At 68.8% G+C, this 13671-nt stretch carries 13 protein-coding genes; 1 reads left to right on the top strand and 12 read right to left on the bottom strand.

All coding sequences use genetic code 11. From position 1 onward, the window contains the following. Window positions 1-135 precede the first annotated feature (135 nt). Window positions 136-684 (top strand): EAL domain-containing protein, encoded by a 549-nt coding sequence (locus tag GSE44_RS26270; RefSeq protein ID WP_268893661.1) that lies wholly within the window; start codon window positions 136-138, stop codon window positions 682-684. Window positions 685-694: 10 nt separating this feature from the next. On the opposite strand, the gene GSE44_RS16105 is transcribed toward GSE44_RS26270, so the two are convergent. The 12 genes from GSE44_RS16105 to GSE44_RS16050 form a co-directional block, all read right to left on the bottom strand. After that, window positions 695-1474: a DUF4394 domain-containing protein gene (locus tag GSE44_RS16105; RefSeq protein ID WP_159349855.1), complete on the bottom strand. Its 780-nt coding sequence runs from the start codon at window positions 1472-1474 to the stop codon at window positions 695-697. A 212-nt stretch (window positions 1475-1686) separates the two neighbouring features. Continuing rightward, window positions 1687-2370 carry an anti-sigma factor gene (locus GSE44_RS16100; protein WP_159349854.1) on the bottom strand — a complete coding sequence of 228 codons (684 nt, stop codon included), beginning with the start codon at window positions 2368-2370 and terminating at the stop codon, window positions 1687-1689. Beyond that, window positions 2367-2915: a sigma-70 family RNA polymerase sigma factor gene (locus GSE44_RS16095; RefSeq protein WP_159349853.1), complete on the bottom strand. Its 549-nt coding sequence runs from the start codon at window positions 2913-2915 to the stop codon at window positions 2367-2369. Before GSE44_RS16095 ends, GSE44_RS16100 begins: the two co-directional genes overlap by 4 nt. Then, window positions 2908-4092, bottom strand: a complete 1185-nt coding sequence (locus tag GSE44_RS16090) for an iron-containing alcohol dehydrogenase (protein WP_159349852.1) — start codon at window positions 4090-4092, stop codon at window positions 2908-2910. Before GSE44_RS16090 ends, GSE44_RS16095 begins: the two co-directional genes overlap by 8 nt. Before the next feature lie 67 nt (window positions 4093-4159). Then, window positions 4160-5254: an ABC transporter ATP-binding protein gene (locus tag GSE44_RS16085; protein WP_159349851.1), complete on the bottom strand. Its 1095-nt coding sequence runs from the start codon at window positions 5252-5254 to the stop codon at window positions 4160-4162. Further along, window positions 5251-6246: an ABC transporter ATP-binding protein gene (locus GSE44_RS16080; RefSeq protein WP_159349850.1), complete on the bottom strand. Its 996-nt coding sequence runs from the start codon at window positions 6244-6246 to the stop codon at window positions 5251-5253. Before GSE44_RS16080 ends, GSE44_RS16085 begins: the two co-directional genes overlap by 4 nt. 5 nt (window positions 6247-6251) lie before the next feature. After that, complete coding sequence (locus GSE44_RS16075) at window positions 6252-7682, bottom strand: amidohydrolase family protein (RefSeq protein WP_159349849.1); 1431 nt, start codon at window positions 7680-7682, stop codon at window positions 6252-6254. Window positions 7683-7786: 104 nt separating this feature from the next. Further along, window positions 7787-9379 (bottom strand): ABC transporter substrate-binding protein, encoded by a 1593-nt coding sequence (locus GSE44_RS16070; RefSeq protein ID WP_159349848.1) that lies wholly within the window; start codon window positions 9377-9379, stop codon window positions 7787-7789. A 17-nt stretch (window positions 9380-9396) separates the two neighbouring features. Then, window positions 9397-10299: an ABC transporter permease gene (locus GSE44_RS16065; protein ID WP_159349847.1), complete on the bottom strand. Its 903-nt coding sequence runs from the start codon at window positions 10297-10299 to the stop codon at window positions 9397-9399. Then, window positions 10299-11237, bottom strand: a complete 939-nt coding sequence (locus tag GSE44_RS16060; protein ID WP_159349846.1) for an ABC transporter permease — start codon at window positions 11235-11237, stop codon at window positions 10299-10301. The genes GSE44_RS16065 and GSE44_RS16060 overlap by 1 nt, the downstream gene beginning before the upstream one ends. 4 nt (window positions 11238-11241) lie before the next feature. Further along, the gene (locus GSE44_RS16055; protein ID WP_159349845.1) at window positions 11242-12879 is read right to left on the bottom strand and encodes an amidohydrolase; all 1638 of its coding nucleotides are present in this window, start codon (window positions 12877-12879) and stop codon (window positions 11242-11244) included. Further along, on the bottom strand, window positions 12876-13658 hold the full coding sequence (locus tag GSE44_RS16050) for a class II aldolase/adducin family protein (RefSeq protein ID WP_159349844.1): 783 nt from the start codon (window positions 13656-13658) through the stop codon (window positions 12876-12878). The genes GSE44_RS16055 and GSE44_RS16050 overlap by 4 nt, the downstream gene beginning before the upstream one ends. Between the last annotated feature and the right edge of the window lie 13 nt (window positions 13659-13671).

Genomic DNA, 13671 nt, shown 5'->3' with positions numbered 1-13671 from the left:
GGCCCAGGCATCGCGGTAGGCCGGACTTGCCCGTCGAACCGGTTCGTGAAGGTGCGCTGGCTGCCAATCAGGCTCACAGAGACGGCAAAATCCACGCCGTCATCCGGAATTCCGGGCTTCTTTCCGCCGTCCAGGATGGGCTTCGCCTCATCGGGGCGCCGCCCGCGCCGTGCCGCTGTCCGAAGCCATGGCCTGGTTGGTCCGCCCTCGGCGCCCGCCGCTGGGACTCCTCTGCGAGCCGCATCCCGGAAGCTCCGGCTGGGACGCGCTGCATGCGGCGTCGCAGCCGTGACCCGCCTGCGCCAGGCGGGCCATCCCGTCCGGATTGACGACATGAGCCTGGAAAAGAACCGGGACGTGTTGCTGGACCTCCCCTTCACCGGCCTCAAGCTGGACCGGCATCTGGTGGACGCAACGCGCCACAGCCGTCGCGCAAGGGCGGAGATCGAGCGTCTGGTCGCCATGGCCCATGCACGGGGAATGCTGGTAACGGCCGAGGGGGTGACGGATGCCGCGCTGTGGCAGGCCTCGCGTGGGCCTGGGCTGACCATCCGCAGGGTTTCGCCGTCGGCCGCCCCCTTCTGGCGGCGGCCCATCCGGCCTGGGCTGCCGCCTGACGCGGCACGCGGCGTCCGCTCAGCCGCGCGAAGGACTGAGCGCGGAGCGGAGCGCACGGCCGCCTAGCCGTTAGCCGTCAGCGCATCGCGGCGATGTCGATCACCTCCATGCTGCCAGCGACCGGGCCAAGAGCCGTCGGCATCCCGTTCTCCAGATTGATCGTGTGCAGCACACCGCCCGACAGGAAGTACCCGGTGTTGGTCGTGCCCTCGGTGAGGATGTCGAAGGCTGCACTTGCGGGGACGCCTTCGCCGATTCGGCCGCGCATCTGCTGCACGCCGTCATTCGGCGGTGCCTGTAGGTTCAGTTGGCCGAGCACGGCATCCACCGTCAGCAGCATGGTGGCCGAGGCGCCCATCATGCTGTTCGTATAGGCGCCGGCCGAGATGCGCGGCGTTGTATCCGCCAGCGGGGTGCCCGGCTGGTACTTTAGCTGGCCGTCGCGGACGACCTGCCCATTCTCCACATTGACGCGGAAATTTATGCCGGAGCTGCCCATTAGTCGCAGGCGGTCCGCCACAGGGTTGAAGTCGACCACCGCGCGCCCGCCGGATTCGAAGCGCTCATTCAGCTGGCTTACCTTCGTGGCCGCACCGCTCATCGAGTCGATGGTGACGACCTGCCCGCTCTCCGTCACTCCGTAGAGCTTGCCGTCGGCCGGGCGGATGTCGATTCCCAGCAGCTTTCCCTCGGCGCCGCGCACGCGGACCGGGGCGGCAGCGCGGCGCGTATCGGTATCGATGTTGACCAGGCTGCCCTCGGCAGTCAGGCCGATCAAGGTCGCGGCCTCCGCCCCGACTGAAAGGCCGAGGATGGCGGCACCTGCCAGGGCAAGGCGGTGGATGGAACAGGGCATGCGTCTCTCCGTGCTTGGGCGGGACGCCTTGCCCCGCCCAGGCGCTACGGGGCGCGATGCTGTCTGGACGCCGGGACGAGCATCACCAAAGCGCGAGCGCGACAGAGCGCGGGGCAGCCCGGCTGGCACACGCTCTTTATCGACGCCCCCTTTATCGAAGCCACGCGGTTCCGGAGATGCCGACGCTCGCCGCAACGCCCGAGGCAAAATTCCTAAGACGGCCGCGCCGGTGCAAGGCGCCCGATGAACAGGATGGGCCCCGTCGGCCGCCCTGTCGGGGACCCGCCCGGTGGCTCCAGCGTGATCTCGATCAACATGCCCGGCTGCGGCCGCACGAGACCGGGCGCGACGCTGGCCTGCCCGCTTGCGGGGATCAGCCCAAGCGAAATGGGCGCAGTTGCTCCGGGCGGCAGGGCCCAGAGCTGCTGAACACGGCCGGGCTCCACGGCGCGGGGGTTCAGGCTGGCGAGGCGCAGCCCGCCGCCCTCGCTCTCCACGAGCCAGGCCGGCTGGTCGCGGCTGGTGAGGAGCACCGTCATCATCCGGGCGGGCTCGGCGGGGCGCAGGATGAGGAAGGCAGCTAACCCGGCCGCAACCGCGGTGGCACCAGCCGCCCAGGCCTTCCAGAGCCGGGATGGACGCAACGGCCCGGCGGGCGCCGAACCACGTGCGGCGAGTGAGGCCTCGATCCGGTCCCACAATTCGGCGGGGGGCGCCTCGGGCAGGGAAAGGCCGGCAAGTGGGGCGAGCCGGGCCTCCCAGGCGGCGGCAGCTTCGCGCAGGGGTGCGTTGAAGGGAATGGCGCGGGCGACCTCGGCAGCCTCCCTGGCGTCAAGGGTGCCGAGCACATGCTCGGCGGCGAGGGAGTCCAGCGCCTCCGGATCGGCGGGGATCATGCGAGGCACCCCTTCAGCCGCGCGAGGCCGCGGCGGATCCAGGCCTTCACCGTGCCCAGCGGCATCTCCAGCCGTGCGGCAATCTGCGCATGGGAGAGGCCGTGGACGAAGGCAAGGACGATCCCTTCGCGGTTATTTGCCTCCAGCGCAGCGAGGCAGTCGCGCAGGCGCACGGATTCCTGCGCTTCGGCCAGACGCTCCAGCGCCTCCGGTGCCACCGCGGTATCGCCGAGGCTGGGGTCGTCGATCGGGGTCTCGCGCCCACGGGCGCGGGCGAGGTCCAGGGCGGCATTGCGGACTATGGCGCCGAGCCAGGCGCCAGCCTCGCCGCGCAACGGGTCGAACTGGACGGCTCGGCCGGCGATCTTGAGCACGGCATCATGCAACGCATCGGCCGCCGCATCGCGGTCGCGCAGGATCGCCATTGCGATGCCGAAGAGCCGCGAGGAATGCGCGTCATAGAGGCGCCGGAGCGCGCCGGCCTCCCCGGCCGCGACGCCGCGGATCAGACCGGCTGCGTCCAGGGCGAGGTTCGTGTCAGGCATAGACCTCACGATACAGCGCAACGATCTCCGCCGCATCCGGGACGCGCGGATTGTTGGCCGGGCTGCCCGAGGCCAGGGCCTGGGCCGCCATCGTCTCCAGCAGCCCGTCCCAGCGAGCCGCGTCGATGCCATAGGCGGCGGGGGTGGGAACGTTCAGCTCATGGTTCAGGGCCTCGAGCTCCTCCACGAGGCGGACTGCGGCGGACTGGTCTCCCTCCCCGTCCCCGGCAATCCCCATGACGCGCGCTGCCTCCGCGTAGCGCGGCAACGCGGCCTGCAGGCCGAAACGGGTGACGGCCGGCAGCAGCATGGCGTTGGAAAGGCCGTGCGGGACGTGGAAATGCGCGCCGATCGGGCGTGACATGCCATGAACCAGCGCCACGGAGGCATTGGAGAAAGCAAGGCCTGCCAGGGTGGCGCCGCGCATCATCGCCTCCCGCGCTTCCTCGTCGCGCTCGCCGCCGCCCTTCGCGGCATCGGCATAGGCGCGGCGGAGATTCGGCGCGATCAACCGCATGGCATTGCGCGCAAATTCGTCGCTGAAGGGATTGGCGCGCTGGCTGACGAAGGCCTCCAGCGCATGGGTGAGGCTGTCGATGCCGGTGTCGGCGACGGTGCGGGGCGGCACGGTCCAGGTGAGCTGGTGGTCCACGATGGCCGCCAGCGGCAGGGCACCGAGGCCGGCGATAAGCATCTTCTCGTCATTCGCCGTGTCGGTGATGACGGTAAAGCGAGTCGCCTCGCTGCCCGTGCCGGCGGTGGTGGGAATGCAGATGATGGGCACGGCGCCGCGGTTGGCCTGGGCGGGCACCTTGTAGGCACGGATATGCGTGCCTTCGGGTGCGGCGGCGAGAATGGCCATGGCCTTGGCCGTGTCCATCGGGCTGCCGCCGCCGAAGCCGATGAGGCAGTCATAATCCCCGGCGCGGAAGGCCTGCACGCCCGCCTCCACCACGGTGTCGGTGGGGTCAGGCACCGTGTCGTGGAAGACGCCGGGGGTGATCCCCGCCTCGCGCAGCGGGGCAAGGCAGCGATCCACCGTGCCGGAGGAGGCCATCCAGGGATCGGTGACGACCAGCGGGCGCGAGAGGCCGAACTGCGCCAGCACCTCCGCCACCTTCGAGACGGCCCCTCCGCCGGAGAGGATCAGCCGCGGCGCGAGGAGAGAGACGAGCATGGATGCGTTTCCCGTGACCTTTGCCGCGCATCCTGCGGCGTGCCGACGGGGCGGACAATGCCCCTGGTCAGGCCACCGGAGCGATGGCGGGCGTCGTCCGCGCGGCCAGTGCCGCCGCATAGGCCGCCAGCCGCCGCGCCGCGATGGGTGCGACGCCTGTCCCCGCCTCCGCATTGAAGCGCGGGAGGTCCTCGGCGAAATGGCAGGCGCTGGTATGGCCGGGCGCGATCTCGCGCAGCGGCGGGTCCAGTTCCTTGCACTTCGGTTGCGCCACGGGGCAGCGCGTGTGGAAGCGGCAGCCGCTCGGGATGGCCAGCGGGCTGGGCAGGTCGCCGCCCAGTGGCGTGACGCCGCCGCGGCGGGAGGGATCCGGGCGCGGAATGGCGGCGAGCAGCGCGCGTGTATAGGGATGGCGCGGATTCGAGAAGAGCTCGTGCTTCGGCGCCACCTCGACGATGCGGCCGAGATACATCACCGCCACGCGATCGGCGACATGCTTCACCACCGCCAGGTCATGCGCGATGAACAGGTAGGACAGGCCGAGGCGCTGCTGCAGATCCCGCAGCAGATTCACCACCTGCGCCTGGATCGACACGTCGAGCGCCGAGACAGGCTCATCGCAGACCACCACCTCCGGCTCCACCGCCAGCGCGCGGGCGATGCCGATGCGCTGGCGCTGCCCGCCGGAGAACTCATGCGGGTAGCGATCGGCGTGGAAGGGGCGCAGGCCGGTCAGGCGCAGCAATTCCGCCACGCGCTCACGGCGCGAGGCGTTATCGCCGATTCCATGCACGGTCATCGGCTCGGCAATGGCATCCGCCACGGTCGACCGCGGATTGAGGCTGGCGTAAGGGTCCTGGAAGACGATCTGGAGATGGCGCCGCAGCGCGCGCAGCTTCGCTCCGCCCACCTTCGTCACATCCTCACCGCGGAAGAGGACATTGCCGGCGGAGGGTTCGATCAGGCGCATGACGAGGCGCGCGGTAGTGGACTTGCCGCAGCCGCTTTCCCCTACCAGCGCCAGCGTCTCGCCACGGTGTAGGGCGAAGGACACGCCATCCACGGCGCGTACGGCGCCGACCTGCCTCGCGACGATCAGTCCCTTCTTCACCGGGTAGTGCTTGGCGACGCCAACGGCCTCAAGGAGCGGAGCGTTGTTCATGCGGCGACACCCAGGGCCAGATCGACAGGCGCACGGATGCAGGCGGCGCGATGGCCGGGCGAGAGTTCGCGCAAGGGCGGGTCGATCTCCGTGCAGGCGCGGATGGCGAAGGGGCAGCGCGGATTGAAGCGGCAGCCGGCGGGATAGGCAAAGGGTGGGGGCACGCTGCCATCGATGGAGAGCAGGCGCTCCCGATCCTCCTCGATCCGCGGGATGCTGCCGAGAAGACCGATGGTGTAGGGGTGCTGGGGGTCCTCGAAGATGTCCTTCGCGGTGCCGCGCTCCACCACCCGGCCGGCATACATCACCGCCACCTCATCAGCCATTTCGGCCACGACACCGAGGTCGTGCGTGATGAGGATGACCGACATGCCCGTCTCCTGCTGCAGGTCCCGCAGCAGGTCGAGGATCTGCGCCTGCACCGTCACGTCCAGCGCGGTCGTGGGCTCGTCGGCGATCAGCAGCCGCGGCTTGCAGGAGAGGGCCATCGCGATCATCACGCGCTGGCGCATGCCGCCTGAAAGCTGATGCGGGAATTCGGCGAAACGGCGTTCCGGCGAGGGAATGCGGACGCGGCGCAGCGCCTCGATCGCACGCTCGCGCAGCTCGGCGGCGCTCGCCTTCGGATCATGCGCGCGCATTGCCTCGGTGAGCTGGTCGCCGACGCTGTGCACCGGGTTCAGCGAGGTCATCGGCTCCTGGAAGATCATGGCAATGTCGGCGCCACGCACGCCGCGCATCTCGGCAGGCGAGAGCGCGGCCAGGTCACGCCCATCCAGCATCACGCTTCCCTGCGCGATGCGCCCGGGCTGCGGGACCAGGCGCATGATGGAGAGCGACAGCATGGACTTGCCGCAGCCGCTCTCCCCCACGATGCCGAGGGTCTTTCCACGCGGCACGTCCAGCGTGACACCGTCTACCGCAGCAATGTCTCCATTGCTGCTGCGGAAGACGGTGCGGAGATCCTCGATGCGGAGGAGTGCGTCGCTCATGCGGCTCATGCCCAGGGGAAGCTGGGCGGGCTGATCTTGTCCACCGGCCGGTGCGCCCAATCCTGGGAAGGCGCGTTATCCAGAACGCGCTTCTGCGCCTCGTGCAGATGCGCGGCGGCCTGCTCGTAATCCATGGTCAGCACCATCCCGTCCTTCACGACGAGTTGCCCGTCCACATACACGTCGCGTAGTGCCCGGTCGCCAGCGGCATAGACGAGGCTGCGCATGGGGTCCCGCCCGGGGCGCATCATAGGATGCTCGGCATTCACTAGCACGATGTCGGCGCGACAGCCGGCGGCAAGGCGGCCGATGTCGTCGCGCCCCAGTGCCTTCGCGCCGCCGATGGTGGCGGCATCGAAGATCTCGGTGGTGGTGACGGCGCGCGGATCGGTCGCCTGGGTGCGGGCGAGATAGCCGACGAGCCGCATCTCATCGAGCATGTTGTGCGGATAAGTGTCTGTCCCGAGCCCCATGTTGACGCCGCTGCGCTTGTAGCGGCCGAAATTCTTCATGGTGATGCCGCGCCGCGCGAAGACGGTGGGGCAATGAGCCACGGTGGTGCCGGTCTCGGCCAGGCGCTTCAGGTCGGTGTTGGTGTGCCACTGCGTCGAGGGGTGGTCGTCCAGGAAGATGCCATGGCCGATGATGGCTCGGTCGTTCAGCAGGCCCATGCTGTCCAGCCAGCCGATCGGCGTGTAGCCGTGGCGGCGCGTGATCTCGTGGAACTCGACCACGGATTGCGCGGCATGGATCTGCCAGGACAGGCCGCGCATCTTTGCCTCCTGGCTGCTCTCGCGCAGCAGGCCGGGGGCGCAGGTGTCGATCTGGGCGGGGACCACCATGCCGAAGAGGCGGCCGCTCTCATGCTGCTCGGCGCGATCGATGAGGGAGAGCGCCTCGGCCATGGCCTTCTCGCCAGCCGCCTCGTCCCATTCATACTCGACCACATGGCCGTTCTTGGTGAACCAGCGCGCCGACTTGAACATGGGCGCGATGCAGACGCGCATGCCGGATTCCGCCAGCAGGTCCAGCCAGCCCGGATGCGCCATCGAAAGATCGGCGACCGTGGTCACGCCGGAGAGCAGCAACTCGCTCAGCGCCACGCGCACGCAGCTCGGCACTGCCTCCGCATCCGCGCGGAAGATCGGCATGAACTCGTAAAGTGAGGAGTTGTAGAGGCCGGGCGAGCCGATCTCGTCCAGCAGCCCCTTGTTCATCGGCTCGGAGGAGGGGTGCGAGTGAATGTTCACCAGCCCCGGCATGACCATCACGCCGCGCCCGGCGATCTCCTCCTCCGCCGGGCCGGTATAGCCACGGCCGACGAAGGTGAGGACGCCGCCATCGAAGGCGACATCCGCGTCGTTCATATAGACATGCTGTTCCGCCGAGGCGTCCCAGGCGACGACGACGTCGGCATTACGGATGACGGTTGTCATGGGTCCTCGGCTCCTCCAGGAGCGTGGCGGGCGGCCCCTGCGGGGCCGTCAGTTATGACGGCGGCGGCGCGAACCGGGAGGTCCGACACCGCCGCCATTCCGGTTCAACGCGTCAGGCGGATGTCGAGGCCCTTGTAGAGCCCGACACCATAGATGCCATGCGGCCGCACGCCCTCCGTGCGCTGCGACGCCGCCATCCAGAGCTGCTCGCGCGCCAGCGGAAGCCACACATTGGCCTGGGCGATGCGGCGCTGCGCCTCGCCAATGGCCTTGGTGCGCTCCTCCTCCGTCAGCGCGGTCTTGGCGACGCGCAGCAGGCGGTCGGTCTCCGGATCGTTCCAGTTCATCCGGTTCGGAGTCGGGCGATTCGCGCTATCGAAGTAGAGCGCGAAGCCGTCCGTCGCGGAGATATAGGGGTAGGACATGACGAAGGCATCGAATTCCTGCGTCGCGAGCTTACCCCAGCCCACCGTCGCATCCCAGAGCTGGACGCGCATGTCGATGCCCACGCGGCGGAGATCGGCCTGGATCGCCTCACCCATCCGGCGCCACTCACCGGTCTGCAGCCCGTAGAGCAGGAACGAGGCACGCTGGCCGTCCTTCTCCCGGATGCCGTCCGCGCCCGGCTTCCAACCGGCCTCGTCGAGCACGCGCCGCGCCTCATCGGCGTTGAACTGCGGCACAAGCTTTGCGGCTTCGGCGTCGTAGCCGGAGACGCGCGGGTTCAGATAGGCATCAGCCGGATCGGCAGCGCCGAAGAAGGTGGCCTGGACCACCGCCTTGCGGTTCACGGCCAGGTTGATGGCGCGGCGGATCGCGGGGTCGCTCACGACGGGCTTGTCGACCTTGAAGCCCATGAAGAAGTCCCAGAAGTAGCTTTCCTGCCGGGTCAGCTTAACCGTCGGGACGTTGCGCAGGCCCTGGATGGCGAATTGCGGGATGTACTGCGTCACGTCGCCCTGGCCGGATTGCAGGGCGGCGAGGCGGGTGTTCGCCTCGGGGATGATGCGCCAGATCACCCGGTCCACCTGCGGTGACGGGTTATTATAGATGGGCGGGCCCCAGCGGTAGTTCGGGTGGCGCTGCAGCACGAAATCCTGGCGCGGCGCCCAGGACACCCAGCAATAGGGGCCGGTGCCGTTGAAGCCCTGCACGCCGAAATTGTCGCCGAGCTTCTCAACATTCGCCTGGTCGACGATCGAGGCGAAGAACAGGGTCAGCTGGTAGAGCAGCTCGCCGAAGGGCTCCTTCAGCCGGTACTCCACCGTGTAGTCATCGATCGCGACCACATCATCCACGGGACCCGCGCGCCAGCGCACGGGGGAACGGGTGGCGGGATCAACCCAACGCTTGATCGTGTAGGCCACGTCGCGCGCGGTAAAGGGCTTGCCGTCGCAGAAGGTGACGTCACGGCGCAGCTTGAAGGTGTAGGTCTTGCCGTCCTCGGAAACCGTCCAGGATTCTGCCAGGCCCGGGCGGATGGTCCGCTGGTCCCAGTCGAGGGAGACGAGCGTGTCGCTCATCATGTAGACGAGCTCGCCGGCGCCACGGGCGGTGGAACGCGCGGGGTCGTAGCGGTCCGCGTCGATCTCGCGCAGCACGACGAGCGTGTTGCGCGGCGCCGCCTGGGCCAGGGCATCGGCGGCGGGTGCCGCCGCGCCCAGGGCCAGCAGGCCGGCATAAAGCCACTTCTTCATCGACATTCCCCTCTGTGTCACACGCGGAGCCGGGGATCGAGCGCGTCGCGCAGCGCATCCCCCAGCACGTTGAAGGCGAGCACCACCGCGAAGATGGCGACGCACGGAATCACCGCGATGTGCGGCGCGAAGAACAGGAAGTTGCGGCCGTCGCTCGCCATCGCGCCCAGCTCCGCCGTGGGCGGCTGCGCACCGAGGCCGAGGAAGGAGAGCGCAGAGCCGAGCAGGATCACCTGCCCGAAGCGGAGCGTGGCGAAGACGAAGATCGCCGAGAGGCAATTCGGCGCTACATGGCGCAGGATGATGCGCGCGTTGGACATGCCAGTGGCCCGCGCCGCCTCGATATAGTCGAGCCCCATCACCGCCAGCGCCGAGCCGCGCACGATGCGCGCCATCAGCGGCACGGTCGCGACGGAGAGCGCCAGCACCACGGCCGGGATGCCGGGGCCGAAGATCGCCGCCAGCGCCAGGCCGAAGAGGATGGCGGGGAAGGACAGCATCACGTCCATCAGCCGCATCAGCAGCCCGTCCACGCGCCGGTAGAAGGCGGCAGTGAAGCCCACCAGCGCACCAATGCCGCCGCCCAACACCACGGAGGCGAAGCCCATCAGCAGGGTGATGCGCAGCCCGTAGAGCAAGCGCGTGATCATGTCCCGCCCTTGCGCATCCGCGCCCAGCAGCAGGCCAGGGGAACCGGGCGGCTGCATGGCCAGGGACAGGTCGTTGTCGAAGGGATCGGTCGGCGCCAGCACCGGCGCCAGGATGGCGGCGCCGAGCACCAGCGCCACCAGCAGCAGGGCGAAGGCCGCGGCCGGCTCGCGGATCAGCCGCGCCAGCGTGCCTGCACGCCGCGGCGGCGCGACTTCCGCCGCCACATGGGGGGCGGAGTTTTCCGCCGGGGTTCCGAGGACCGCGCTCATCAGGTCCGCATCCGGGGATCGAGGGCGGCGTAGAGAACGTCGACCGTCAGGTTGATGAGGATGAAGCCGAGCGAGAGGATGATGATCGTGCCCTGCGCCATCGGGAAATCGGCCGAGAGGATGGCGCCCACCGCCAGCCGTCCCACACCCGGCCAGGAGAAGACCGTCTCCGTCACCACCGCACCGCCCAGCAGGAAGCCGATCTGCAGTCCGATCAGTGTGACGACCGGGATCATCGCGTTGCGCAACGCGTGGCGGGTGACGACCTGGAACTCCCCGAGCCCCTTGGCGCGCGCGGTGCGCACATGCTCGACGCTCAGCACGTCCAGCACTGCCGTGCGCGTCATGCGGGCGACGGGGCCGATGAAGACACCCCCAAGTGTCAAGGCCGGCAGGATGATCGCCTTCAGGCCCTCCTCGGTCCAAAGCGGACCACCGCGGCCTGTGAAGGGCAGCATCTGCAGCTTGAAGCCGACATACCAAATCAGCACGAGGCCGAGGAAGAACACCGGGATCGAGCCGCCCGCCACCGCGAAGGCGGTGATCAGCCGGTCCAGCAGCTTGCCGCGCCAATAGGCGCCGATGGTGCCGAGCGTTATGCCGATCGGGATGGACCAGATGAGGCTCGCGAACATCAGCTCCAGCGTCGGCCCGACGGTGTTGCCGAGTTCCTGGATCACCGGGACGTTGTTGATGATGGAGACGCCGAGATCGCCCTGCACCAGCCGCCACATATAGAGGCCGAACTGCTCGTAGAGCGGCCGGTCGAGCCCGAGGTCGCGGCGCAGCGCCTCGACCACATCCGGCGTGGCGGAGGGGCCGGCCCGCACCAGCGCGGGATCGTTCGGCACCACCTGCATCAGCAGGAAACCAACCAGGACCACCCCCAGCAGCACGGGGATGGCCATCAGGATTCGCTGGACGGCGTGGCGTCCCATGCGATCAGGCCGCCGCCGCACGAAGGGCGCCGTGCCGGTCGAAGATGGGATGTCCGCCGCGAAGCGTCAGATCCGCCTCGGTCGTCAGCACCTCCTCCGGCGCGATGGCGAAGATGTCCTTCGACAGCACCGCCACATCGGCCAGCATGCCCACCTCCAGCGTGCCACGCCGGGCTTCCGCGAATTGCGAATAGGCACCGCACCAGGTGTAGCAATGCACGGCCTGCTCGGCCGTCAACGCCTCGGAGGCGCCCAGCACCGTGCCCTTGTTCGTCTTCCGGGTGAGCATCGTGAAGAGGTTGATGAAGGGATCGACCGAGGAAACCGGGCTGTCCGAGGAGGCCGCTGGGTTGTGCCCCTCCTCCAGCCAAGTCCGCATCGGATAGGCCATCTCCGAGCGCTCCAGCCCAAGGTTTTTCACGTAAAGATCGCCGAACTCGTACATGAAGACCGGCTGCGGCACCGGGATGATGCCATTGGCCTTCATGCGGCGGCGCTGATCGGCATTGAGGAAGCCGCAATGCTCGATCCGGTGGCGGCGCCCGGCGAGCGGCGCGTCGGCCTCCCCCGCCTTCTCCATTCCCACCAGCACCTGTTCGATGGCGGCATCGCCGATGGCGTGGATGTCGAGCTGCCAGCCCTGGCGGTGATACAGCGCCAGCAAGCGCTCCATCGTCTCGTCCGGGAACATGAACATGCCCGTACCGCCGCCGGCGCTCTCGAGATAGGGCTCGAAGAAGGCGGCGGTCAGCCCGCCCGCCGAGCCATCACCGAAGACCTTCACGGCGCCCCAGGCGAGCATGTCGTCCGTATGGTCGGGGCGGAGGCCCTCGTTCCATGCTGCCTCGGCGATGCCTTCAGGGTTGCCGGCCAGCACCTGCCACATGCGCTGCATGAGGCGGCCTTCCGCCAGGGCGCGGCGATAGGCGCCGATCTCGTTGAGCCCGGCGGTCATGCCGACATTCATGTCGCTGGCGGTGGCGAAGCCGCGGGCCGCGAGGTCGCGCCCGGCGGCCTCGATGGAGGCCACCATGTGGTCCTCGGAGGGCAGCGGCATCGCGTCGATGATCAGGCGCTTGGCGCGTTCCAGGAACAGGCCGGTCAGCGCGCCGTTCTTCCGCTCGATCGCCCCGCCCTCGGGGTCCGGCGTGTTGTGGCCGACGCCTGCGGCCTTCATGGCGGCGCTGTTCGCCACGCCCATATGGCCGCAGGTACGAACGATATAGACAGGGTTATTCGGGGAGACCCGGTCGAGCTCCGCCGCCGTCGGATGGCGGCCGATGTCCAGCGCGCCATGGTCATAGCCGCGGCCGAGCACCCAGGCGCCCTTCGGCGCCTTCTGCACGGCTTCGCTGATGCGGCGCAGCACCTCGTCCAGTGTCGTGACCTGCTCGGCGCGGAGATTCACCTGGCTGAGGCCGAGCCCATAGGGCAGCAGATGCATATGCGCTTCGTTGAAGGCGGGGATCGCGACCCGCCCACCAAGATCGAGGCGCTTGGTGCCGGTGGGGGCAGCGCCCTCCACCGCGTCTTTCGCGCCGACGGCAGCCACGCGGCCATCGGCGATGAGGATCGCCTCGGCAAAGCCTCCGGACAGGCCGCGGAAGACGCGGCCGCCGGTGATAAGAAGAGACTCGCTCAAGAACGCCAATCCCGGCCTTGGCCCTCGATCAGCGGCAGGGCGGAATCCCAGGAGAACTGGGCATGGGCCAGGGTATGCGGGCCGTTGAACTGAGCCGCGGTCTTCAGCCGGACTTCCTCAGGCGGCAGCACCAGCTCGGCGCCGCCGGACAGGGCGGCGACCTGCGCCTGGCAGGCGCGCTCCAGGTAGTAGATCTGGTTCCAGGCCTCGGGGATGGTGCGCCCGGCAACGAGCAGCCCATGGTTGAGCAGGATCATCGCCTTGTTGGTCGGGCCGAGATCGGCGACCAGCCGCTCGCGCTCGTCCAGGTCCAGCGCGATGCCCTCATAGCCATGGTAGGACAGGCAGCCATAGAACTTCAGCGCGTGCTGGCTGATCGGCAGCAGCCCGTGCTTCTGGGCGGACACCGCGATGCCGGCGGAGGTGTGCGTGTGCACCACGCACATCAGGTCCTCCCGCGCCATATGGATGGCGGAGTGGATGGTGAAGCCGGCGGCGTTCACCTTGCGGGAGGCGGGCTCGTCCTCCAGCACGTTGCCGTCGAGGTCGATCTTCACGAGGTCGCTTGCGCGCATCTCGTGGAAGAGCACGCCGTAGCGGTTGATGAGGAAATGGTGGTCCGGCCCCGGAAGGCGGGCCGAGATGTGGGTGTAGATGAGGTCCGTCATCCGGTGGTGCGCCACCAGCCGATAAAGGGCCGCGAGGTCGCAGCGGACCTGCCACTCCTCCGCCGTCATGCCAGCCGGGGCCTCGCCATCAGGGCGAAGAGCGATATTCATCGGTGGGTCCTCC

This window comes from Muricoccus harenae (assembly GCF_009848505.1).
In the GTDB taxonomy this organism is placed as follows: Bacteria; Pseudomonadota; Alphaproteobacteria; order Acetobacterales; family Acetobacteraceae; genus Roseomonas; species Roseomonas harenae.
This window is presented reverse-complemented; position numbering and strand designations above follow the sequence as displayed.